Genomic DNA, 21,718 nt, shown 5'->3' with positions numbered 1-21,718 from the left:
GGGTGCTTGCCGGGGCGGGCGCGGGTCGGGTAGGGTTCGCGGGTTTGTCTTCGGGGGCCGTCGTGGGCGCCTGGGGGGTTTTTCCTTTGATAGCACGGGGCGGACGCCATGGCCTTGAACGATCCACGGGAACTCGGCGCGCCCGGTTTGTGCCTGGGGACCGTCGATCTCAGCCCTGTTTTCTTTGTCCTGGGCTTGTTCACCACCGGGTTGGGGCTGGCCATGCTGGCCCCGGCCTTGCTGGATGCCCTGGTCCGTGATCAGGACTGGCTGGGCTTTTTGTGGGCCTCGGGGATCACGGTGTTTGTTGGGCTGGGGCTGGCGTTTGCCAACGCCCGGCCCCACCTGCACCTGTCCATGCGCCAGGGGTTTATCCTGACGGCGTCGGCGTGGTTCACCCTGGGGGTGTTCGGCAGCCTACCGTTCATGTTTTCGTCGGAGCACCTGAGCTTTAGCGATGCCTACTTCGAGACCATTTCGGGGTTGACCACCACCGGATCCACGGTGATTTCTGGCCTGGACACCCAGCCGCCGGGCATTTTGTTCTGGCGGGCCTTGTTGCAGTGGATCGGCGGCATCGGCATCATCGGCATGGCCATCGCCTTGTTGCCGGCGTTGCGAGTCGGCGGCATGCAGTTGTTTCGCATGGAAAGCTCCGACACCACCGAGCGCGGACTTACACGCATCGGGGCGTTGGGGGTGTCGATTTCCGCCGTTTATCTGGCTCTGACCGCCCTGATCATGGTGGCCTATCTGGCCGTCGGGCAATCACCGTTCGATGCGGTGTGTCTGGCCTTTGCCACGGTGTCCACCGGCGGCTTTGCCAATTCCGATGCCTCGCTGGCTGCCTTGCCGCCGTTGGGCCTTTGGCTGTCCACCATGGGCATGATGCTGGGGTCCTTGCCGTTTCCCCTCTATGTCCGGGCGGCGCGGGGCGACTTCGGGTTGTTGTGGCGCGATGCCCAGGTGCGGGGCTTTGTGGTGTTTCTCGCCACCTGTTGGCTGGGTGTGGCCCTGTGGCGGGTGATGCAAGGAGAGGTCGGGTTTTTTCACGCCCTGACCACCTCGGCCTTTAATCTGACGTCGGTGGTGACCACCACGGGCTTTGCCTCCGAGGACTACACCTTGTGGGGGCCGTTTCCCGTCTTGATGTTTTTCATGCTGACCTTTGTGGGCGGCTGTACGGGATCAACGGCGGGCGGCATCAAGACGTTTCGCCTTCAGGTCTCTCTTAAAATTCTGCGCGCCCATATCCGTCGGCGCTACTTGCCTCATGCCGTGATCTTGCCGACCTACGCCGGGCGGCCGATCGACGACGACATCGCCATTTCGGTGTTGCTGTTCTTCTTCGCCATGGGCTCGACCACCTCCCTGATCGCCGTGATTCTGACGGCGTTGGGCCTCGACTGGGTGACGGCCCTCTCAGGAGCGGCGACGGCGGTCTGTAACGTCGGGCCCGGCCTGGGGCCCATCATCGGCCCGGTCGGTAACTTCGCGCCCTTGCCCGATTCCGCCAAGTGGGTGTTGTCGGTTGCCATGGTGCTGGGGCGCTTGGAGTTCTTTACCGTCTACGTGCTTCTCAGCCGACGCTTCTGGAGCGAGTGATCCGGGGGGAAAAAGAGAAGGCTGGGGAGGCGGGCCTCCCCAGACCCCTCCGATCCTGGGGTCTCTCTCTCGATGGTCTCGTTGCAGGCCTTGAACCCAGTCCCGGGCCGCGCTAGCCTTGCGCCTTGTCCCCGTGCCGGTTGACCGGCGCGGGGTTTGGTCTGGCCGGCTTCCGGTGACGGCATCCGCGCCGCGCCTTTTTATTCCCCCCGTATCCCGACGTTTTTTCGCCCCAATCAGATCCCGCGAGGACTCCATGTCGATCATCGCCGAGCGCCTGTCCGCCATCAAGCCGTCGCCGACCATCGCCGTGACCACCAAGGCCAACGAGATGAAGGCCGCGGGGCGCGATGTTATCGGCCTTGGCGCCGGGGAGCCGGACTTCGATACCCCCGAGCACATCTGCGCCGCCGCCACCGAGGCCATGACCAAGGGCGAAACCCGCTACACTCCGGTGGGCGGCACCGTGGCCCTGCGCAAGGCCATCGCCGCCAAGCTCAAGCGCGAGAACGGCCTGGAGTATTCGCTCAACGAAATCACCGTGGGCTGCGGCGGCAAGCAGACCATCTACAACGCCATGATGGCCACCGTGGAACCCGGGGTCGAGGTCATCATTCCGGCGCCCTATTGGGTCAGCTATCCCGACATTACCTTGCTGTGCGGCGGCACGCCGGTGTTCGTGCCCTGCGCGGCCGAGAACGGCTTCAAGCTCCAGCCGCGCGATCTGGAGCGGGCCATCACCTACCGCACGCGCTGGGTGATCCTCAACAGCCCCTCCAACCCGACCGGGGCCGCCTACACCGCCGAGGAACTGGCCGCCCTGGCCCGTGTCATCCTGGCCCATCCCCACGTGTGGGTGATGACCGACGATATGTATGAGCATCTTGTTTACGACGGCTTCAAGTTCTCGACCATCGCCCAGGTCGAGCCCCGCCTCAAGGACCGCACCTTGACCTTGAACGGCGTGTCCAAGGCCTTTTCCATGACCGGCTGGCGCGTGGGCTATGCCGCTGGCCCGGCCGAGCTGATCTCGGCCATGAACACCTTGCAAAGCCAGTCCACCACCCACACCAGCTCGGTAAGCCAAGCCGCCGCCGTGGCCGCCCTCAACGGACCGCTCGACTTCCTGGCCGAGCGCAACGCCTTGTTCCAGGAGCGCCGCGACCTTGTGGTGGCGCGCATCAACGACTGTCCGGGGCTGTCGGTGAGCAAGCCGGAAGGCGCTTTTTACGTGTATGTGTCGTGCGCCGGCGTCATCGGCAAGACCCTGCCCAACGGCAAGCTTCTGGAGACCGATGCCGACTTCGTGACCGAACTCCTGGAGGCCGAGGGCGTGGCCGCCGTTCAGGGCGAGGCCTTCGGATTGTCGCCTTACTTCCGCATCAGCTACGCTACGGCGACCCCGGTCCTGGAAGAAGCTTGCACGCGCATCAAGCGCTTCTGTGAAAGCTTGAAATAGGTCAAGGCATTACATCCATTGCAAGAAAGAAGAAAGGGCGCTCGTCTTGGGCGCCCTTTTCCCTTGCCAGGGCCGGTCGCCCCTGAAAGCATGAGGGTTCTTCCAAGGCCGGTGAATGCACCGGATCTTTAGGTTTTTCCCCGTTGCTCAGGAGTGCCAGCCATGCCCGACAGAGCGTCCGCGCCCCGTGTGGCCGCCATTGTGGGACCGTATGCCAGCGGCAAAACGACCCTGATGGAATCCCTCTTGCTGGCCACCGAGGCGATCCACCGCAAGGGCACGGTCCCCGAGCACTCGACCGTTGGCGATGCCTCCCCCGAGGCGCGCGAGCGCGAAATGACGGTGGAAGTCAATGTGGCCCAGACCAGCTATCTGGGCGGTCCTTGGACCTTCCTGGATTGTCCGGGATCGGTGGAGTTCCTCCAAGACACCTACAACGCCCTGGCGGTGGCCGATGTGGTCGTGGTGGTCTGCGAGCCCGACCCGGCGCGGGCCGTGATGCTCACGCCGTTGCTCAACTTCCTGGATCGTCGAGGCATTCCCCACCTGATTTTCATCAATAAAATGGAAAGCGCCGACGCTTCGGTGCGCGCCATGATCGAAGCCTTGCAAGCGGTGTCGGCGCGTCCGCTGATTGCCCGCGAAATCCCCATCCGCGAGGGCGACAAGGTGGTGGGCTACGTTGATCTGGTCAGCGAGCGCGCCTATCGCTATCAGGCGGGCCAGCCCAGCGCTTTGATCCAGATCCCCGAGGACCTGCAAGATCGCAAGAGCGAGGAGCGCCAAGCTCTCCTGGAGCATCTGGCCGACTTCGACGACGCCTTGCTGGAAGAATTGCTGGCCGATACCACACCGCCCAAAGAAGAAGTTTATCAGGCCCTGGCCAAGGATCTGAGCGAGGATCTGTTGGTGCCGGTGTTCTTCGGCAGCGCCTTGCAAGACAGCGGTGTGCGCCGCTTGCTCAAGGCCTTGCGTCACGAGGCCCCGACCCTCGACGAAACCCGCGCCCGCCTCGGCCTGGAAGGCCCGGGACCCGTGGTCCAGATCTTCAAAACCCACCACGCCGAGCACGTGGGCAAGCTGTCCCTGGCTCGGGTGTGGACCTCGGGCCTCAAGGACGGCGCCAGCCTGAACGGCGATAAGGTGACAGGCCTTTATGCCTTCCCGGCCGGGGCCCAGACCAAGATCTCCGAGGTGCCGGCGGGAGCTATCGTCGGCATCGGCCGTTTGGAGAACCAGGCCACCGGCGCGCTCCTCAACGGCGAGAGCGCCGCCGACGCACCCCCGACCCTCACCTCCTTGTTCGCCCTCGCCCTGCGCACCCGCAAGCAAGGCGATGACGTGAAACTGACCGCCGCGCTGGGCAAGCTGTGCGAGGAGGATCCCTCCTTGCGCCTGGAAATGAACACCGAGACCGGCGAGCTTCTGCTTTGGGGGCAAGGCGACATCCACCTCCAGGTGGCCCTGGCCCGGCTGGCCCGCCAGTTCCACGTCGAGGTCGATGTCTCGCGGCCCCAGGTGCCCTACAAGGAGACCATTCGCGCGGCGGTGAGCCAGCAGGGCCGGTTCAAGCGGCAGTCGGGCGGGCACGGGCAGTTTGGCGATGTGCACCTGACCATCGCGCCCCGGCCGCGTGGCGCCGGCTTCGAGTTCACCGACACCATCACCGGCGGCGTGGTGCCCAAGCAGTACATCCCGGCCGTCGAGCATGGCGTGACCGAGTATCTGGCGCGCGGGCCGCTGGGCTTCCCGGTGGTGGACATCGTTGTCACCCTGACCGATGGCTCGTATCACGTGGTGGACAGCTCCGAGCAGGCATTCCGCTCCGCCGCTCAGTTGGCGATGCGCGAGGGCATGCCCAAGGGCGATCCCGTGTTGTTGGAGCCGATCCTGACCGTTGAGATCAGCGTGCCGACCGAGGCGACCAGCCGCGCCCAGCGTGCCCTCAGCACCCGGCGCGGCCAGATCCTTGGGTTCATGCCCAAGGAAGGCTGGGCCGGCTGGGACGTGGTGCAGGGCTATCTGCCCCAGGCGGAAATGCACGACCTGATCGTCGAGATCCGCTCGGCCACCATGGGCGTTGGCACCTTCCAGTGGACGTTCGACCACTTGCAGGAGGTGACGGGACGGGCGGCCGAGGAGGTGGTCGAGGCGCGTAAGGCGTTTTTGGCTGGGTAAGGGAAGGCTGGGGAGGCTCGCCTCCCCAGACCCCTCCGCTCATGGGGCATGCTTCGCGCGAAGGGCCCATTTGATCGAGGGGTCTGGGGAGGCCGCGCCTCCCCAGCCTTCTTTAAAGCCGACGGCTCACCACCGGCCGCACCTCGCCCTCGGCTCGCGCCGCCCGCACTTCGGCTAAAAGGCGGTCGCGGTCGCGGGGCAAAGTCCCGGCCAGGGCCAGGGCATTCGATGCGTGGTTGGAACGGAAGATAACCGGGCGCGGCGGGTTCAAGGTCTCAAGCATCAGCTCCAACTCCCCCAGCAAGCCCTCGTCATCCTGCGGCTCGAAGGTGTTGTCAAAGCGCGCCCGGAACGGGCCTTCGCGTTCCGGGGTCAGCATAAGGCACAGCGCCGACAGATAAACCGGCGGCGCCTTGTTGATCATCACCGCCGTAGCCCAGGCGTGTTCCCGGGCCCGGACCCGGCCGGCCAGCCCCAGGATGATGGTGGCCGAGACCTTGAGGCCCGCCGCCTGCGCCCGGTTGACCGCCCGGCCGGCGGCCTCTGGTGAGGCACCCTTGGCGGCGCGGCGCACAGTCTCCGGGTCGCCGCTTTCCAGCCCGACATAAAGCAAAGACAGCTTGGCGGCGCGCAGGGCGGCCAGCTCGTCTTCGCTCTTGCGCAGGATGTCGCCGGGCGTGGCATAGCACGACACCCGGGCCAGACTGGGGAAGGCGTCTCGCAGAAAGGAAAGGATCTTCAACAGGTGGTCGGTCGGCAGGCGAAAGGCGTCGCCATCGGCCAGGAACACCCGGTGGGCGTCGGGCCAAGCAATGGCGGCGGTGCGGATCTCGCACTCCAGCGCGTCGAGGGAACGCACCGTGTAGGTTTTGCTCCGGTACATGGAGCAAAAGGCACACTGGTTATGGCCGCAGCCCAGGGTGACCTGAAAAATCAGCGACTCGGCTTCCGAGGGCGGTCGGAACAACGGCATGTCATAAAGAAAGGGCACCACGGATCTCCTGAGCCCGCCCCTCTTTCGTCCCGAGAGGCCTGGGGAGGCCGTCCCTCCCCAGCTTTTTTTAAAGAGCCCGCCAGCCGATGTCCCGCCGACAGAACCCTTCCGGCCAGTCCACCGCATCAACGCCGGCATAGGCGCGGGCCTGAGCCTCGGCGAGGGAGGGCCCCCGTGCGGTGATGCCCAGCACCCGTCCTCCGGCCGCGACGACGCGCCCCTCGGCATCGAGTTTGGTGCCGGCATGGAAAACGTCAACCCCGGGAAGCTGGGCGGCCCGGTCAAGGCCCCGGATCTCGGTGCCGGTGCGCGGCGTGCCGGGATACCCCTCGGCGGCCATGACCACGACCAAGGCGGCGTCGGTGGACCAGCGCAACGAGATCTCGCCCAACTCCCCCTGGGCGGCGGCAAGCAAGACGGGCAGGAGGTCGGATTCCAAGCGGGCCAGGAGGACCTGGCACTCGGGATCGCCAAAGCGCACGTTGTATTCCAGAACCTTAGGCCCCTCGCGGGTGATCATCAAGCCGGCGAACAGCACCCCGTGATAGGGAAAGCCCAGCTCGACCAGGGTGCGCAAGGTGGGGGCGATGATGTCGTTCATCACCTGATCGCGCAGGGCCTCGGTAAAGACCGGGGCCGGGGAGTAGGCGCCCATGCCGCCGGTGTTGGGGCCGGTGTCGCCGTCGCCCACCGCCTTGTGGTCCTGGGCGCCGACCAGGGGTAGGGCGCGCAAGCCGTCACACAGGGCAAAGAAGCTGACCTCCTCGCCTTCCAGAAACTCCTCAATGACCACCCGGTCGCCGGCGGCGCCGAACACCCGTGCGACCATGATGTCCTCGACCGCGGCCAGGGCCTCGGCGGCGGAGGGACACAGGATAACGCCCTTGCCAGCGGCCAAGCCATCGGCCTTGACCACCAAGGCGCCGTCGAAGGCACGGATGAAGGCGCGCGCCGCCTCGACCGTATCAAAGGAGCCGTAGCGCGCGGTGGGCACTCCGGCGCGGGTTAGCACATCCTTCATGAAGGCCTTGGAGCCCTCCAGGGCGGCGGCCGCCGCCCCGGGACCAAACACCGGGACCCCTTCCTCGCGCAGGCGATCGGCCAGCCCGAGAACCAGAGGCGCCTCGGGCCCCACGACCACCAACCCACCCCCTCGGCGAGGGCGATGGCCACCAAGGCGTCGATGTCGGTCACCGATCCGGGAATGCACCGGGCCACCTGGGCGATACCGGGATTGCCGGGCACGCACAAAATCTCGTCAGCTAGCGGGGAGCGGGCAAGCTTCCAACACAGTGCGTGTTCCCGTCCGCCGGATCCAATGACCAGGACCTTCATCGTGGGCTACTTCCTTATCTTCCGAGGGTCTTAACGGTCGAGAAGCCGACCACGCAAAGGAATGGAGGGGTCTGGGGAGGCCCGCCTCCCCAGCCTGCTTTTTTTACTTTAAAGGAACAAGCTCGACACCGACGCCTCCTGACTGACCCGGCGCATGGCCTCGGCCATCAGGGGCGCGATGGAGATCTGATGAATGTTGCGCGCCAGACGCATGGCCTCGGTGGCCTGGATGCTGTCGGTGATGCACAGGGAATCGAGGGGCGACGACGCCACGCGGGCCACGGCGCCGCCCGAAAGCACGCCATGGGTGACATAGGCCGCCACCGAGTTGGCCCCCGAGGCCTTGAGCGCCACCGCCGCGTTGCACAAGGTGCCGGCCGAGTCCACGATGTCATCGACCAAGATACAGTCGCGGCCGCGCACGTCGCCGATGATGTTCATCACCTCGGACACGCCGGCGCGCTCGCGGCGCTTGTCGATGATGGCGAGGTCGGCATCAATGCGCTTGGCGAGGTCGCGCGCGCGCACCACGCCGCCCACGTCGGGCGAGACCACCATGGGCCGTTCGCCCCGGAAATGCTCGATGATGTGCTTGGAGAACACCGGCGCGGCATACAGGTTGTCGAGCGGGATATCGAAAAAGCCCTGGATCTGGCCCGAGTGCAGGTCGAGCGTCACCACGCGGTTGGCGCCGGCGCTGGTGATCAGGTTGGCCACCAGCTTGGCGGTGATCGGGGTGCGCGGTCCGGTCTTGCGGTCCTGACGGGCGTAGCCAAAATAGGGGATCACCGCCGTGACGCGCCGCGCCGAGCCGCGCTTGAGGGCGTCGAGGGTGACCAGCAGTTCCATCAGATTGTCGTTGGCAGGGTAGCTGGTGGACTGAACGACGAAGACGTCTTCGCCGCGCACGTTTTCGAGGATCTCCACCCAAACTTCCATGTCGCTGAATCGCTTGACACTGGCGTGAGTGAGTTCAAGATTGAGAAAGCTGGCGATCGCCTCGGCCAGAGGGCGATTGCTGTTGCAGGCCAGGATTTTCATTCCGGGATTCCCAGTTGGCGGCGCGGGCAGGTGTCCGGGGGGCGGCGCAAAGGGCGGGGGGACCTCCCCGGTCCAGTCGGCGCGGACCTTAGCAACCCGTCATCAAGCTGTAAACCGCGCGCCGGGGAAATCCGCATGGCAGAGCCTCGGGCCTTGGGGGGTAAGTGCTCGTCACGAGCGCACAAACAGGGCGACCAGGACCACCAGCAGCAAAAACGAGGATCAGGATAATGGCCACGCTGACCAGGGCGGTCAGGATGTAGACCCAGCGCGTCAGTCGGGTGAGGCGGGTCGATAGGTTTTGGGTGTCGGCGTGGATTTGCCCCAAGGTCGCCAGGGTGTCGCGCACCTTGGCCACGGTATCGCTCAAGGGCGAGGCGGGGCCGGGAGTCCGGGGAACCGGAGAGGCCATGAGCGGTGTCCTTGTTGGGAGAGGGAAGGGAAGGCCGGGGAGGCGGGGCCTCCCCAGACCCCTCGGTCACGGGGGGSCTGCGGGAGCTTTGGCGGACGTGTGGGCTTCCTTGAGGCGCTCGTGGCTCTCGGCGTTGATCCGCCCTTGCTGGAACAGCTCGTCAAGCCAAGCCGTGTGCAGGGGCTCCAGCGCGGAGGTCTTGGTCAGGCGATCGGCGGCAGGCGCCATCACCACATTGAACCGCTCGAAGAAAAACAGTTTCGACGCCAGGCAGACCAGGGGAATATAGGCCTGGGGGCAAAAAATGTAGCCACAGCGCTTTTGCTGATCGTAGGCGTTCGACCATTTTTCCGGGTCGAAAAACAAAGTGGGCAGGCCAACCTCGCCGGCTTCGGTGCGCGTGAGGAGTAAGGTGCCCGAGGGTTTCATTTTGTTGGACGGGAAGTCCACCAGGACATGCTCGGGCTGTAAGGTCCTGGCGAGAGCGGCGAGGGCGGGAAGGGCTTGGCCAATTTCCCGGGCCTTGTCATAAATCCTGGTTGCGACATCCAGGGCTTGGTCTAGGCGCGCCACGGCGCGCGGAATTTGATGCCACAGCGCGGCCCGTTCCCGATCCTTGGCCTCCTCCGTCCAGTGGTCCAAACCGGCGATGAAGCGAACCGCGAAGGCAAAGGCCCGGTGGTAGAGCCGGCGCTCCAGGAGATTGCGGGCCAGCGCCAGGGAGCGGGGGCCGCCGCCTTGAAAGCCCTCAAGGGTTACGACGCCCCCCAGCAGGGCAATCATCAGGTCATCCGGCACGGTGGTATAAAGATCGTGGACGCCAAAGGGGGCGCCGCGCTCCTCCTCGGCCAGGATCACCAAGCGCTGGGCCATGGCTTCGGCCGCCCGGGTTTTGTGGTGGTAATAAAGGCGGTCGTACAGCAACACGCGCCCGACCAGCATTTGCTCATAAGCTCCGATGCCCGACAGGGAAATTCCCATTTCGTGCAGGCGCTGGTCGCGCGCCCTTTCGGCCCGCTTTTGCACGGCCCGGGCCCCGGACGGGGCGTTGGTGGGGGTCACTGTGATGACCTCCAGTTTGCTGATCAGGCGGTTGAGGTCGAGCCCCAGGGAGAGGCCGGCGTGGTGGCTGTCGCGGGCCATGTAATCAAGCTTGTCGGCATCGGTGGGGCCGCTCACGATCCCGCAGAGATAGTCGGCCTGCAAATGGCCGCGTGCTCCCAGGATCCGCGCCGCCACCGCAAGGCCCAAGGCCTCGCGCCGGCCGGGAAAGGGGAAGGCGGGATCGGCGAAGATTGCCCCCAGGGCCGGGCTGACAACCAGAAAAACAGCGACCAATTCCGACGCCGAGGGGGTGCCAATCCCCTCGAAATGTTCCTGCATCAGCCGGCGGGCGGCGCGCAGTTCCCCATCGTGGCGGGCCTCCAGGAGAGGCTCGCTGGCGTGGCTGAAAGGGCCATGCCCGATGTCGTGGAGCAAGGCGGCCAATCGGCAGACCATGCGGTCTTGCAGGGAAACCTCGGGAATGGCGGTGTCARGGGGGGCGTCGTAGTGTCGGCGATGATCCGCATGGCGCTCCAACCGCGTGATGATGCGCTCGGTAGCTTCCACAACCCCCCGAACATGCTCCAGGCGGTCGTGCCCTGCGCCGGGGTAAACGTAATGGGCGAGGCCAAGTTGGCGGACGCCACGCAGGCGTTGCAGCATCGGGCTATCGAGCAGGAGCACTTCCCAAGGCATCAGCTCGATGCTGCCCCACACCGGATCGTTGAACACTTTGGGGTGGGTCGGGACCCGGCGCTCGGCAAGCGCGGCACGGACATCCTCGGTCCAGTGCTCCGCCAAGGTGTCGAGCGCGGTCTTCAAGGTGGGGCACTGCTCCTTCAGCGCCGCCCCAAGGTCCTGGCGAGAAGGGGTCATGGGGAGCCTCGTGCGCGAGAGAGCCAAAGGCTCTGGAAAAGGGGAGCTAGGCCGCCGCGACCCAAGGTTCGTTGCCTTCGGTTTGCGTCAAGCGATCTGTTTCCTCGCCCAGGAACCGTCCCCACGCTGATGTTGGGAGGCGGCGCGTGGGATAGGCCACTTTCCAGCTGGCGACAAGCCATTCGGCCAACCGATACAGGTCAAGCATGGACCGCTTCCTCCTCTCCCTCAAGGACGACGTCTTCTTCCCACAGTAGGGAGGTCGAACCTCTTATAAACGAAAGTTCATTTTCACGAACGGTATCCAAAGCAACACTATCACGATCCCCTTTGGGGTCAACAATGACAGGGGCGGGGCTATCGGCTAAGTGGTGCTTGTTTGCCGAGACAAGTCGAGCGGAGAGCATTTCGCACATGCGGTAAATATAGTGCGCTGCAAAATCCGAGAAGATTCCCCAAGGCAAGAACACGTGTCGGAACGCCAAGAAGGGTGTTGATTCATCCGACGCGCGCACCCATACTCAGCCAGAGAAAAACGGGCGCAAGACCCGTCAGGAGGTTTCAGGAGCATGAACGGATCACCCGGAATCGGGGGCGTTGTGCTTGATTTCACTGTCTGAAAAAAAATCGATAAGGGAGACGTATCGTATGTCGGAGACCCATGACACCCCCACCTCGTCTGTTTCCCGTCGCGGCGTTTTGAAGGGCACGGTGGCGGCCGGTGCGGCGCTGGGTGCGCTCAGTCTGCCCACGATCTTGACCCGGCCCGCGTGGGCGCAAACGCCGTTTCGCAATGACCCCGGCAGCGCCAGCACCGTGACCTTTGGCTTCAACGTGCCGCAGACCGGCGCCTACGCCGACGAGGGCGCCGACGAACTGCGGGCCTTTGAGCTGGCGGTCAAGCACATCAACGGCGAGGGGGATGGCGGTCTGCTCAAGACGATGAAGCCGCTGGCCCTGCGCGGCAACGGCATCTTGGGCAAGAAGGTCCTGTTTGTGACCGGCGACACCCAGACCAAGGCCGACGCCGCCCGCGCCTCGGCCAAGCGCATGATCGAAAAGGACGGCGTGGTGATGTTCTCCGGCGGCTCGTCGTCGGCCGAAGCCATCGCCCAGCAGGCCCTGGCCCAGGAAATGGGCGTCATCTTCATGAACGGCCTGACCCACTCTAACGACACCACGGGCAAGGACCGGCGGCGCTATGGCTTCCGCCACTTCTTCAATGCCTACATGTCGGGTGTCGCCCTGGCCCCCGTGCTGAAGGAAGAACTGGGCTCGGATCGCCGCGCCTACCATCTGACCGCTGACTACACCTGGGGCTGGACCCAAGAAGAGTCGCTGAAAAAGGCTACCGAAGCCCTGGGCTGGGAAACCGTGGCCACCGTGCGCACCCCGCTGGGCGCCGGCGACTTCTCGCAGTATCTCACGCCGATCCTCAATTCCGGCGCCGACGTCTTGATCTTGAACCACTACGGCAAGGACATGGTCAACTCCCTGACCCAAGCCGTGCAGTTCGGGCTGCGTGGCAAGCAGGTCAACGGCAAGTCTTTTGAAATTGTTGTGCCGCTCTACTCGCGTCTGATGGCTCAGGGCGCCGGCGAGAACATCAAGGGGATTCTTGGCACCAAGAACTGGAACTGGTCTTTGCAGGACGAGGCCTCCCAGACCTTCGTCAAGTCGTTTGGTCAGGCCTTTGGCTTCCCGCCGTCGCAGGCGGCCCAGACCTGCTACGTCCAGACCCTGCTGTATGCCGACGCCGTGGAGCGGGCCGGGACCTTTGCCCCGCCGGCGGTGATCCGCGCCCTGGAAGATTATCGTTTCGATGGCACCGGCGATGGCCCGACCCTCTATCGCGGCGCCGACCACCAGTGCTTCAAGCGGGTGCTCGTCGTGCGCGGCAATATGAAGCCGAGCAGCCAGTTCGATCTGCTTGAAGTGGTCAAGGAAGTGCCGGCCGATGTCGTGACCTACGACCCGGCGATGTTCGGTGGCGAGCTCGGCCCCTACGAGGTCTGATTTTCGATCCTCGCCCGGAGACCGGCGGCCCGCGCTGAGGCAGGCCGCCGGCTCCGTCGTCTCCCGCCGACGCGAAAGCCCACCGCCATGGACGCATTTCTGCTGCAAGTCCTAAACGGACTTGACAAGGGGGGCGCGTATGCGCTGATCGCCCTTGGCCTGACACTGGTTTTTGGAACCCTCGGGGTTGTCAACTTCGCCCACGGCGCCTTGTTCATGCTGGGTGCCTTTTGCACGGTCACCCTGAACAAGCTGCTCAATACCTCGGTGCGGGTGCGCGACGAGAGCATCACCTTTTTCGAGGCCTACAAGGAGGTTCCCTACCTTGTGAAGTGGTTCGGCGCCACCGGCACCAGCATTTTGCAATGGACCGTACCGTTGTCGATCCTGCTGGCCATTCCGGTGATGATGCTGATCGGCCTCGTGATGGAACGGGGCTTGATCCGCCATTTTTACAAGCGGCCGCACGCCGAGCAGATCCTGGTGACTTTTGGCCTCGCGATTGTCCTGCAAGAGGTGGTCAAAGCCTTTTTCGGCGCCAATCCCATTCCACAAAGCGCGCCGCCCGGGGTGTCGGGCTCGGCGCCGCTGGGGGCGTGGTTCGGGCTGTCCGACACCTTGTCCTATCCCTGGTGGCGCTTGATCTACCTCGCCTTCTCGCTCTCGGTGATTGGCGCGGTGTTTGCCTTCCTGCAACGCACCACCTACGGCATGACCGTGCGCGCCGGCATGGCCGATCGCGAGACCGTGGGCCTGCTGGGCATCGACATCGAAAACCGCTTCACCTTGGTGTTCGGTCTGGCCGCCGTGGTCGCCGGTCTGGCCGGCGTCATGTACACCCCGGTGCTGCCGCCTGACTATCACATGGGCATGGACTTTTTGGTGTTGTCCTTCGTGGTGGTGGTGGTCGGCGGCATGGGCTCGCTGGGCGGCGCGGTGGCGGCCGGGTTCATGCTGGGCATTCTCCAGTCCTTTGCCTCCATGACCTTCTTTAAGAGCCTCGTGCCCGGCATCGACCAGATCATCATCTACGTCGTGGCCGTCGTCATCTTGCTGACCCGCCCCCGAGGCCTGATGGGCCGCAAGGGCGTGATGGAGAGCTGAGCATGACCCTGGAGTCTCCCCGCCGCGAGGCGCTGACGATGGCGGTGTTTTCCGCCGTGATCCTCGCCATGCCGCTCTGGCTGATACCCTTTGGCGCGGCGTATCCCGATCTTTTGCAGAAATTCGCGATCTACGGCATTTTTGCGATTGGCTTCAATCTTTTGTTTGGCCTGACCGGCTACTTGTCCTTCGGTCATGCCGCGTTTTTGGGCGTGGGCTCTTATACCGCCGTGTGGTCGTTCAAGTTGCTGACCATGAATGTGCTGCCGGCGGTGCTGTTTTCCACCGTACTGGCCGGGGGCTTTGCCGCCCTGATTGGCTATGTCTGCTTGCGGCGCTCGGGCATTTACTTCTCGATCCTGACCTTGGCCCTGGCCCAGATGTCCTACAACATGGCCTATTCGGTGCTCACGCCGATCACCAACGGCGAGACCGGCTTGCAGTTGGCCCTGGGCGATGCCCGGATCCTTGATCGCCTGTTTGGCATCGTGCCGGGCGCTGGTCTGCCGTCCACCAGCTTTTTCGGCCTGTCTATGCAGGGTTACAGCGGCTTTTACTTCTGTGCTATCATCTTGATTGGCGCCTTTTACATGGCCTTGCGCATTTTCAACTCGCCGTTCGGCCTCAAGCTGCGGGCGATCAAGTCGAACCAGACGCGCATGCTCTACACCGGCTTTCACCCCCGCCCCCACCTGCTCGCCGCCTTCATTTTGTCGGGCATGTACGCGGGGCTGGCGGGCAGCTTGCTCGCCGTCACCGACCCCTTGGCCGGTGCCGAGCGCATGCAGTGGACGGCCTCGGGCGAGGTGGTGCTCATGACCATCCTGGGCGGGGTCGGCACCTTGGTAGGGCCGCTGCTGGGCGCCGGGCTCATCAAGTACTTCGAGAACATCTTCAGCAGCTTCAACAGCCAGACCCTGCACGAGGTCTTTTCCTTTCTGCCGGGCTTCCTGGAAGACCCCTTGGTGTTCGTTCTCAGCCCCTTTGTGGGCGACGGCTGGAACCTGACCTTAGGCGTTTTGTTCATGCTGGTGGTCATCTTCCTGCCGGGCGGTCTCATGGAGGGCATCCGGCGGCTGGTCACCTTGGCCCGGCGGCTGGTGCGGGAACGGGCCCAGGCGCAAGAGCTGTTGGCGTCGTCGCGGGAGGGCCAGCGTCATGGCTGACGTCGTGTTGCATGTGAAGGACGTGTTCAAGAGCTTCGGTGGTCTGCGCGCCCTCAACAACGTCAACCTCGCCATCGAGCGCGGCAAGACCCACGCCATCATCGGGCCCAACGGCGCGGGCAAGTCTACCTTGCTCAACGCCATCATCGGCCGCCTCGTTCCCGACAGCGGATCCGTGACCTTCGAGGGCGACTCCATCACCGGCTTGCAGCCCTACGAGATCAACCAGAAGGGCGTGGTGCGCGTGTTCCAAACGCCCGAGATCTTTCCTGATCTCAGCTTGCTGCAAAACGTCATGATCCCGGTGTTGGCCAAGCGCGAAGGGTCGTTTCGCTTCAATCCGTTCGCCCGCCTGTTCGAGGACAAGGCGGTACGCGAGGAGGCGATGCGCATGCTGGAGGACGTGGGCCTCCAGGATCAAAGCCACCGCGAGGCGGCCAACCTCTCGCGCGGCGACAAGCGGCGCTTGGAAATGGCCATGGGTCTCGTCCAGCGCCCGCGCTTGCTGCTGCTCGACGAACCCACCGCCGGCATGTCGCGCCACGATACCAACCGCACCATCGACCTGCTCCAGGAGGTCAAGGCGCGGGGCCTGACCAAGGTCATCATCGAGCACGACATGCACGTGGTGTTCTCGCTGGCCGACCGCATCACGGTGCTGGCCCAAGGCACCATCATTTGCGAGGGGACGCCCGATGAAGTGCGGGGCAACCCCAAGGTTCAAGAAGCCTATCTGGGAGGTGCCCATCTATGAGTTCCGCTCCCGACACGACCCTGGTGCTGCCCGATCTCGAGGGTAAAAAGGCGCCAGGCCTCAAGCCGATCCAGTCCCTGGGCACCGCGCCGGCCTTTTTTTACTGCCGCGATGTTCATGCCTATTACGGCGAAAGCTATGTGGTGCAGGGCGTCAGCTTCGACATTCGCGAGGGCGAGATCCTGGCCTTTCTCGGGCGCAACGGCGCCGGCAAGACTTCGACCTTGCGGACCTTGGCCCGGCTCGACAACCCGGACCTGCGCCACGGTGAAATCTGGCTGGATCACAAGCCGCTCCATCGCATGAAGGCTCACCAAGCGGCGCGCAACGGCGTGGCTCTGGTGCCCGAGGACCGGCGCATCATTCCGGGACTCACCGTGGAGGAAAACCTGATCTTGGCCCAGATCGCGCCGCCCGTGGGCTGGTCGCTGGACCGCATCTACGAACTGTTTCCCCGGCTGGGGGAACGGCGCCACCAAGAAGGCATCACCTTGTCGGGCGGCGAGCAGCAGATGCTCGCCATCAGCCGGGCGTTGGCGCGCGATATCAAGCTGTTGCTGCTCGATGAGCCCTATGAGGGGCTGGCGCCGGTGATCGTCAAGGAAATCGAGCGGACCTTGGAGAGTGTGAAGACGCTTGGGATTACTACGATTATCGTTGAGCAGAATGCCATTGCCGCACTTCATTTGGCAGATCGGGCCATCATCATGGATATGGGGGAGATTGTCTTTGATGGGACGGCTCAGGAGGTGCTTGATAATGCCGAGTTGAGGCAGACGTATTTGGCGATTTAGGAAAAGAGAGAAAAGGCTGGGGAGGCGTGGCCTCCCCAGGCCCCTCGGTTCATGGGGGGAGACAAAGGGGGGAGGGAATGACGCCGAGGCATTTGTTTGTGCATCTCGATAGTTCGGCGGTGTGCGGTCGGCGGGTTGGCGTGACCCTGGCCTTGGCGCGGCGTTTTGACGCCCATGTCAGTGCGCTCTTTGCCCAGATCGACGGGGTGGTGCCGACCTATGGCTTGCCCGAGGGCTTGCCCAAGACGACCACCCACACGGGGGCCCATGCGTTGGAGCGCTTTGGTCAGCAAGCCCGGGCCGCCGAGGTTCGTTTCGAGGCCCATCTGGCGCCACCGGGCACGGCTGCCGATGTGGTCAAGCATACCCTGGAAGGGGCACGCGACAGCGATCTCGCCATCCTTGGTCAGTTTCTCGAGAGCCAGTCCGGGGGCGAGGTTCCGGCCGATCTGGTGGGGCAGGTCGTTGCCCACTGCGGCCGGCCGGCGCTGGTCATTCCCGGACACGGCGCCTTCGAGACCCTTGGGCGGCGGGTCCTTGTGGGCTGGAACGGCACCCGCGAGGCAGCCCGCGCGGTCAACGATGCCATTCCCTTGATGCGGGCCGCCGAGAGTGTCTATCTGTTGTCGATCGCCCCGCCCGCCGACATGAGCTTGGATCTGGAGACTCTGTCGGGCGGCTTGGTCCGCCACCTGCTGCGCCACGGCATCACGGCAACCCCCGTGCGCGAGCCGCGCCATGGCCTGTCGATTGCCGACACCCTGGTCTCGCGCGTTACTGATTATGGCTGCGACCTGCTGGTGCTCGGGGCCTACGGCCATCAGGGCCTGCACGCCATGGTTCGCACCGGCGTAACCCGGCCCTTGATCTCGCAAATGACCGTGCCGACCCTGCTCTCGCACTGAGGGGGTGGGGGGGGGCCGCCTCCCCAGCCTTCTTCTATCCGACCAGCCGCGGGGTATCGTGCCCGGTGGCCAGGGTGGTGACCCGGTTGCGACCCTCGCGCTTGGCCACGTACATCGCCTCATCGGCGTGGCGCTGAATCTCGGCGAGGCTCTGGCCGCTTGTGCTTTCGGCCACGCCGATACTGGCCGTGACCCCCAGGACCAGCGACCCGGTGGGAATGCGCAAGGCCTCGATGTCGCGGCGCAGGCTTTCCCCCAGGTCGAGGGCCCCGGCCAGGGCGGTATCGGGCAACAGCAAGGAAAACTCCTCGCCGCCAATGCGCCCGACCAGATCACTAGCTCGAACCGACCGACGCAAGGTGCCCGCCACGGTTTTCAGCACATCGTCGCCGGCTTCGTGGCCGTATTGGTCGTTGATCCGCTTGAAGTGGTCGAGGTCGATGAACAGCACGCAGCACGGCCGCCCGCCACGCTGGCTGGCGCGCAGCAGCCGCTCGCCCAGGGCGTAATAGGTGCGGCTGTTGAGCAAGTCGGTCAGGGGATCGCGCGTGGCCAGGGCATGCAGGCGCTGGTTGGCCTCGACCATGGCATGGTGAAACGAGATCGACTTGGCGGTAAAGGCGTGGATGAAGGCGGTGATGTACAAGATGGCGATGATCATCGTCATCTGGCCATTCAAGGAATAGGGCTGATCCAACAGGGGGTTGGCCAGCAGAATAAAGGCAATGGACGCCGCCGCCGTGACGGTTCCCGCGAGAGGCCCCAAAATCAGATGAACGGCCGGGATGTTGAGGAAAAACCAAACCACCCGCATCTCGTCCATCACGTTGAAAAAGAACGCCATGACATAGTTGGCGAAGGCCAGAACAGCATAATACCAAGCGACCGGAAACATCCACTGCCGCCGTCCCCGCAAAACGATCGCCATGACCAGCGTGGACAGCAGGAAAAACCAGTGAAACCGGAGAAAGACCGGATCGAACTCGATGAGTCCAGCATGCACCGTGCTTAGGAACAAGGCGGTGAGGAAAAACCCACAGTAAACAATGGCGTACAGCAGACGGAACTTGAACCGCAGATATTCCTCGCCTTCCTCGAAGGTGCTTTTGCCAAAAAACAACCCCTCCATGTCCCACATGATGCGCTCCCCCTCTKTTCTGATCAAGGATAGCACACTTCGATTGTAGACCAAAAGACAAGCTTCCAGGGGTGAGGGGTCTGGGGAGGCCCGCCTCCCCGGCCGTTCTTTTTTCCCGCTACCGGGCCTCGTCTTGCTCCGGCGCCCTCTGGGTAAACGCGCCGCGCAGTCCCTCGGGGTCGGTCGTCGCCCAGATCAGGCCGCCGATCCCCCCGGTAGCGACCGCCGACAGCCCATAAAGCACCGAACAGGTCAAGGCGAGGTCGGCCGGCAGGCCCAAAAGGCCAAAGCCCACGACCAAGGCCCCCTCGCGCAAGCCCCAGCCGGCGATCGAGACCGGGACGGCCGAGGTCAGGATGGCCGGGGGCACCACCAAGGCCAGGGCCAGCCAGGGCACCGGGGTCCCCAGGGCGTGGGTCGCCAGCCAGACCACGCTAATATCGAGAACGTGAGGCAAAACCATCAGGCCGGCGACGACGGGAGCGACGCGAGGGGTGAGCAACACGGCCCAGGCGCCGCGCGACAAGGCCACCGCCCCGGCCAGGGCCGGCATCCCGGCCAGCCGAGCGGGCACAAAACGCAAGGACAGCAAGATCACCAGACAGGCCAGACCGCCCAGCACCAGGGACAGCAAGCCGCTGATCACCACGGGGTCGTCGGTCTTGCTGGCTAGGAACGGCAGGCCGGCCACACAGACGCCGATCAGTCCGACGAAGCTGAACACGCGATCCGTGATGAGGGAGCGGGTGGCAAGACCAAGCGGCAAGCCCAGACGCCAGCCGTGCCACACCCGCAGCGCGTCGCCGCCAAAGGTCGAGGGCAGAGCTTGGTTGACGAACAGCCCCAACAGCACATTGCGCCAGCAGCGCGCGAAGGGCAGGGCCCAGCCCTGGACACCAAGCGCGAGCCGCCAGCGCTGGGCCGCGCCAAGGGCCTGGATCTGCAACAGGGCCAGGGCGGGGATCAGCATCCAGACCTGCGCCCCTTGCAGCCGCCCCAGGGGCCGCTCCATATCGAGGGAAGAGAGGATCAACGCTAGGAGCCCCATCGAGACGCCCAGTTTGAGCCCCCCAAAACCAACCGGCGCGCGCGCGGGCGTGTCATGCCAAACCATCCTTGTTTGTCGCGGGAAAACGCCGGAAGTGGAGAATGCGCCCCGGTCTTTGTCAAGCCATCCCCACGATCACGCTCTCGTCTCCTCGTCGCAAATGATGCCGCGATCAGAGGCAACCTTTTTGAGTTCTTTTAAAAAGTCCGCCAACAAAACAAAGACAAATAAATGCCCCGGGGATGACACACGACACGGCAACAGGGGCGTGATACACTCGCGCGTCCGGGAGCCGGCGTCACCCGAGCCCCCTTCGCCGGCCGGTCGCGTTTTGCGGCGAGCCTTTCTTCTTCGATCATGACGGGTGAGACGCCCATGAGACGCAACCGTTGCGCCAAGATTCTGGCCACCCTGGGCCCTGCGACCAGCACCGAAGGCACCTTGGAGGCCCTGATCCGGGCCGGGGCCGACATCGTGCGCCTGAACTTCAGCCATGGCTCCTTTGAGGATCATCGGCGCCGCTACGATCTGGTGCGCTCCGTGGAGCGCAAGCTCAACCGGCCCATCGGCGTGTTGATGGATCTGCAAGGCCCCAAGCTGCGGGTCGGTAGTTTTGTCGGCGGCAAGATCAAGCTGGAGACCGGCAACCACTTCCAGCTCGACATGGATCCCGAACTGGGCACCTTGGAACGGGTTCGGCTGCCCCATCCCGAGATTTTTCGCGCCGTTTCGGTCGGAACCGATCTGTTGCTCGATGATGGCCGCCTGCGCCTGCGCGTCGAGAGCATCGCCGAGAACGTGTTGATTACCCGGGTGATCGTGGGCGGGGTGCTCTCGGACAAAAAGGGCCTTAACGTGCCTAATGCCGTGCTGCCCATTTCGGCCCTGACCGAAAAAGACCGGCGCGACTTGGTCTTCGGCCTGGATCTGGGGGTGGACTGGGTGGCCCTGTCCTTTGTCCAGCGACCCGAGGACGTGGAAGAGGCCCGCACCTTGATCGGCGGGCGGGCCGGCATCATCAGCAAGCTCGAAAAGCCGAGCGCCATTGAGCACCTCAACGAGATCATCGACCTTTCCGACGCCATCATGGTGGCGCGCGGTGATCTGGGGGTCGAGGTGCCCCCCGAGCGGGTGCCCATCTTGCAAAAGCGGGTGCTCCAAGCCTGCCAGCAGGCGGGCAAGCCGGTGGTGGTGGCGACCCAGATGCTGGAGAGCATGGTGCAAGCGCCTACTCCCACCCGCGCCGAGGCCTCGGACGTGGCGACCGCCATCTATGATGGGGCCGATGCCGTGATGCTCTCGGCCGAGACCGCCGTGGGACAGTTCCCGGTCGAGGCGGTGGCGATCATGGACAAGATCATCCAGCAGGTCGAAAACGACGACTATTACCAAAGGCTGCGGGACAATCGGCGCGAAACGCCCGAAGGCACTGCCGCCGACGCGATTGCTGCTGCTGCGAGTCAGGTGGCGCAAACCATCGGCGCCGCCGTGATCGTGGCCTACACCTCCTCGGGCTCCACGCCGCTGCGCGTGGCCCGTCAGCGCCCGAGCGTGCCCATTCTCTGTCTCACCGCCCGTCAGCGCATCGCTCGGCGCATGGCCATTGTTTGGGGGATTCACTCCACCGTGGTGGGGCGCGACATTTCCAGTTTTTCGGAGATGGTCGAGATGGCCACCGACCGCGTTCTGACCGAGGGTTTTGCTGATATCGGCGAGCGCATCGTGGTGACGGCCGGGGTGCCGTTTGGCACGTCGGGCACCACCAATACCTTGCGCATCGCCTGGGTCGAGGGCAAGGACGGTCCCTGGGCCGAGTAAGGGGGACCAACGAGGGCGGGGGAGGCGGGAC

The 21,718-nt window shown here is 64.5% G+C and carries 17 protein-coding genes and 1 pseudogene; 10 read left to right on the top strand and 8 right to left on the bottom strand.

Features of this window, described 5'->3' with window-relative positions; translation table 11 throughout:
- The first annotated feature begins 108 nt into the window (after window positions 1-108).
- The 3 genes from RSPPHO_RS07225 (at window position 109) to RSPPHO_RS07215 (ending at window position 5,242) form a co-directional block, all read left to right on the top strand.
- Window positions 109-1,605 carry a TrkH family potassium uptake protein gene (locus tag RSPPHO_RS07225; RefSeq protein ID WP_014414610.1) on the top strand — a complete coding sequence of 499 codons (1,497 nt, stop codon included), beginning with the start codon at window positions 109-111 and terminating at the stop codon, window positions 1,603-1,605.
- A gap of 256 nt (window positions 1,606-1,861) precedes the next feature.
- The gene (locus RSPPHO_RS07220; RefSeq protein ID WP_041794708.1) at window positions 1,862-3,064 is read left to right on the top strand and encodes a pyridoxal phosphate-dependent aminotransferase; all 1,203 of its coding nucleotides are present in this window, start codon (window positions 1,862-1,864) and stop codon (window positions 3,062-3,064) included.
- Window positions 3,065-3,226: 162 nt separating this feature from the next.
- A complete protein-coding gene (locus RSPPHO_RS07215; RefSeq protein WP_041794707.1) occupies window positions 3,227-5,242 on the top strand; it encodes an elongation factor G in 2,016 nt (671 codons plus the stop codon).
- Between the two features lie 112 nt (window positions 5,243-5,354).
- On the opposite strand, the gene RSPPHO_RS07210 is transcribed toward RSPPHO_RS07215, so the two are convergent.
- The 6 genes and pseudogenes from RSPPHO_RS07210 to RSPPHO_RS19775 all read right to left on the bottom strand — a co-directional run bounded on the left by RSPPHO_RS07210 (window position 5,355) and on the right by RSPPHO_RS19775 (window position 11,152).
- Window positions 5,355-6,233 carry a radical SAM protein gene (locus tag RSPPHO_RS07210; RefSeq protein ID WP_157879127.1) on the bottom strand — a complete coding sequence of 293 codons (879 nt, stop codon included), beginning with the start codon at window positions 6,231-6,233 and terminating at the stop codon, window positions 5,355-5,357.
- A 70-nt stretch (window positions 6,234-6,303) separates the two neighbouring features.
- A pseudogene (purD, locus tag RSPPHO_RS07205) lies at window positions 6,304-7,571 on the bottom strand (phosphoribosylamine--glycine ligase).
- 108 nt (window positions 7,572-7,679) lie between these two features.
- Window positions 7,680-8,612 carry a ribose-phosphate pyrophosphokinase gene (locus RSPPHO_RS07200; protein ID WP_014414605.1) on the bottom strand — a complete coding sequence of 311 codons (933 nt, stop codon included), beginning with the start codon at window positions 8,610-8,612 and terminating at the stop codon, window positions 7,680-7,682.
- 88 nt (window positions 8,613-8,700) lie between these two features.
- The gene (locus RSPPHO_RS07195; protein ID WP_041794706.1) at window positions 8,701-9,024 is read right to left on the bottom strand and encodes a hypothetical protein; all 324 of its coding nucleotides are present in this window, start codon (window positions 9,022-9,024) and stop codon (window positions 8,701-8,703) included.
- 66 nt (window positions 9,025-9,090) lie between these two features.
- Window positions 9,091-10,944 (bottom strand): HD domain-containing protein, encoded by a 1,854-nt coding sequence (locus tag RSPPHO_RS07190; protein WP_051013745.1) that lies wholly within the window; start codon window positions 10,942-10,944, stop codon window positions 9,091-9,093.
- A 46-nt stretch (window positions 10,945-10,990) separates the two neighbouring features.
- On the bottom strand, window positions 10,991-11,152 hold the full coding sequence (locus tag RSPPHO_RS19775) for a hypothetical protein (RefSeq protein ID WP_157879126.1): 162 nt from the start codon (window positions 11,150-11,152) through the stop codon (window positions 10,991-10,993).
- Window positions 11,153-11,592: 440 nt separating this feature from the next.
- On the opposite strand from RSPPHO_RS19775, the gene RSPPHO_RS07180 reads away from it, so the two are divergent.
- The 6 genes from RSPPHO_RS07180 (at window position 11,593) to RSPPHO_RS07155 (ending at window position 17,683) form a co-directional block, all read left to right on the top strand.
- Window positions 11,593-12,960, top strand: a complete 1,368-nt coding sequence (locus RSPPHO_RS07180; protein WP_157879125.1) for a substrate-binding protein — start codon at window positions 11,593-11,595, stop codon at window positions 12,958-12,960.
- A gap of 87 nt (window positions 12,961-13,047) precedes the next feature.
- Window positions 13,048-14,064 (top strand): branched-chain amino acid ABC transporter permease, encoded by a 1,017-nt coding sequence (locus tag RSPPHO_RS07175; RefSeq protein ID WP_014414602.1) that lies wholly within the window; start codon window positions 13,048-13,050, stop codon window positions 14,062-14,064.
- A gap of 2 nt (window positions 14,065-14,066) precedes the next feature.
- A complete protein-coding gene (locus RSPPHO_RS07170; protein WP_014414601.1) occupies window positions 14,067-15,230 on the top strand; it encodes a branched-chain amino acid ABC transporter permease in 1,164 nt (387 codons plus the stop codon).
- Window positions 15,223-15,984: an ABC transporter ATP-binding protein gene (locus RSPPHO_RS07165; protein ID WP_014414600.1), complete on the top strand. Its 762-nt coding sequence runs from the start codon at window positions 15,223-15,225 to the stop codon at window positions 15,982-15,984. Before RSPPHO_RS07170 ends, RSPPHO_RS07165 begins: the two co-directional genes overlap by 8 nt.
- Window positions 15,981-16,778 (top strand): ABC transporter ATP-binding protein, encoded by a 798-nt coding sequence (locus RSPPHO_RS07160; RefSeq protein ID WP_014414599.1) that lies wholly within the window; start codon window positions 15,981-15,983, stop codon window positions 16,776-16,778. Before RSPPHO_RS07165 ends, RSPPHO_RS07160 begins: the two co-directional genes overlap by 4 nt.
- A 77-nt stretch (window positions 16,779-16,855) precedes the next feature.
- Window positions 16,856-17,683, top strand: coding sequence for a universal stress protein (locus tag RSPPHO_RS07155; protein ID WP_157879124.1), 828 nt, complete (start codon window positions 16,856-16,858; stop codon window positions 17,681-17,683).
- 34 nt (window positions 17,684-17,717) lie between these two features.
- Here the strand turns inward: RSPPHO_RS07155 and RSPPHO_RS07150 are convergent, their stop codons facing one another.
- Window positions 17,718-18,821 (bottom strand): GGDEF domain-containing protein, encoded by a 1,104-nt coding sequence (locus tag RSPPHO_RS07150; protein ID WP_242390594.1) that lies wholly within the window; start codon window positions 18,819-18,821, stop codon window positions 17,718-17,720.
- 118 nt (window positions 18,822-18,939) lie between these two features.
- A complete protein-coding gene (locus tag RSPPHO_RS07145; RefSeq protein WP_242390593.1) occupies window positions 18,940-19,854 on the bottom strand; it encodes a lysylphosphatidylglycerol synthase transmembrane domain-containing protein in 915 nt (304 codons plus the stop codon).
- Between the two features lie 390 nt (window positions 19,855-20,244).
- Here RSPPHO_RS07145 and pyk point away from each other — a divergent pair, with 390 nt between their 5' ends.
- Window positions 20,245-21,687, top strand: coding sequence for a pyruvate kinase (gene pyk / locus RSPPHO_RS07140; RefSeq protein ID WP_041794703.1), 1,443 nt, complete (start codon window positions 20,245-20,247; stop codon window positions 21,685-21,687).
- The last annotated feature ends 31 nt before the right edge of the window (window positions 21,688-21,718 follow it).

It is taken from the genome of Pararhodospirillum photometricum DSM 122, from assembly GCF_000284415.1.
Lineage (GTDB): Bacteria > Pseudomonadota > Alphaproteobacteria > Rhodospirillales > Rhodospirillaceae > Pararhodospirillum > Pararhodospirillum photometricum.
The sequence above is the reverse complement of the archived record's forward strand: the minus strand, read 5'-3'. Positions and strand labels throughout refer to the sequence as shown.

Excerpts from the sequence above, each read along its gene's own strand:
- RSPPHO_RS07225 (WP_014414610.1), top strand. The coding sequence starts at position 109 with ATGGCCTTGAACGATCCACGGGAACTCGGCGCGCCCGGTTTGTGCCTG.
- RSPPHO_RS07220 (WP_041794708.1), top strand. The coding sequence starts at position 1,862 with ATGTCGATCATCGCCGAGCGCCTGTCCGCCATCAAGCCGTCGCCGACC.
- RSPPHO_RS07215 (WP_041794707.1), top strand. The coding sequence starts at position 3,227 with ATGCCCGACAGAGCGTCCGCGCCCCGTGTGGCCGCCATTGTGGGACCG.
- RSPPHO_RS07200 (WP_014414605.1), bottom strand. The coding sequence starts at position 8,612 with ATGAAAATCCTGGCCTGCAACAGCAATCGCCCTCTGGCCGAGGCGATC.
- RSPPHO_RS07195 (WP_041794706.1), bottom strand. The coding sequence starts at position 9,024 with ATGGCCTCTCCGGTTCCCCGGACTCCCGGCCCCGCCTCGCCCTTGAGC.
- RSPPHO_RS19775 (WP_157879126.1), bottom strand. The coding sequence starts at position 11,152 with ATGCTTGACCTGTATCGGTTGGCCGAATGGCTTGTCGCCAGCTGGAAA.
- RSPPHO_RS07180 (WP_157879125.1), top strand. The coding sequence starts at position 11,593 with ATGTCGGAGACCCATGACACCCCCACCTCGTCTGTTTCCCGTCGCGGC.
- RSPPHO_RS07175 (WP_014414602.1), top strand. The coding sequence starts at position 13,048 with ATGGACGCATTTCTGCTGCAAGTCCTAAACGGACTTGACAAGGGGGGC.
- RSPPHO_RS07170 (WP_014414601.1), top strand. The coding sequence starts at position 14,067 with ATGACCCTGGAGTCTCCCCGCCGCGAGGCGCTGACGATGGCGGTGTTT.
- RSPPHO_RS07165 (WP_014414600.1), top strand. The coding sequence starts at position 15,223 with ATGGCTGACGTCGTGTTGCATGTGAAGGACGTGTTCAAGAGCTTCGGT.
- RSPPHO_RS07160 (WP_014414599.1), top strand. The coding sequence starts at position 15,981 with ATGAGTTCCGCTCCCGACACGACCCTGGTGCTGCCCGATCTCGAGGGT.
- RSPPHO_RS07155 (WP_157879124.1), top strand. The coding sequence starts at position 16,856 with ATGACGCCGAGGCATTTGTTTGTGCATCTCGATAGTTCGGCGGTGTGC.
- RSPPHO_RS07150 (WP_242390594.1), bottom strand. The coding sequence starts at position 18,821 with ATGTGGGACATGGAGGGGTTGTTTTTTGGCAAAAGCACCTTCGAGGAA.
- pyk (WP_041794703.1), top strand. The coding sequence starts at position 20,245 with ATGAGACGCAACCGTTGCGCCAAGATTCTGGCCACCCTGGGCCCTGCG.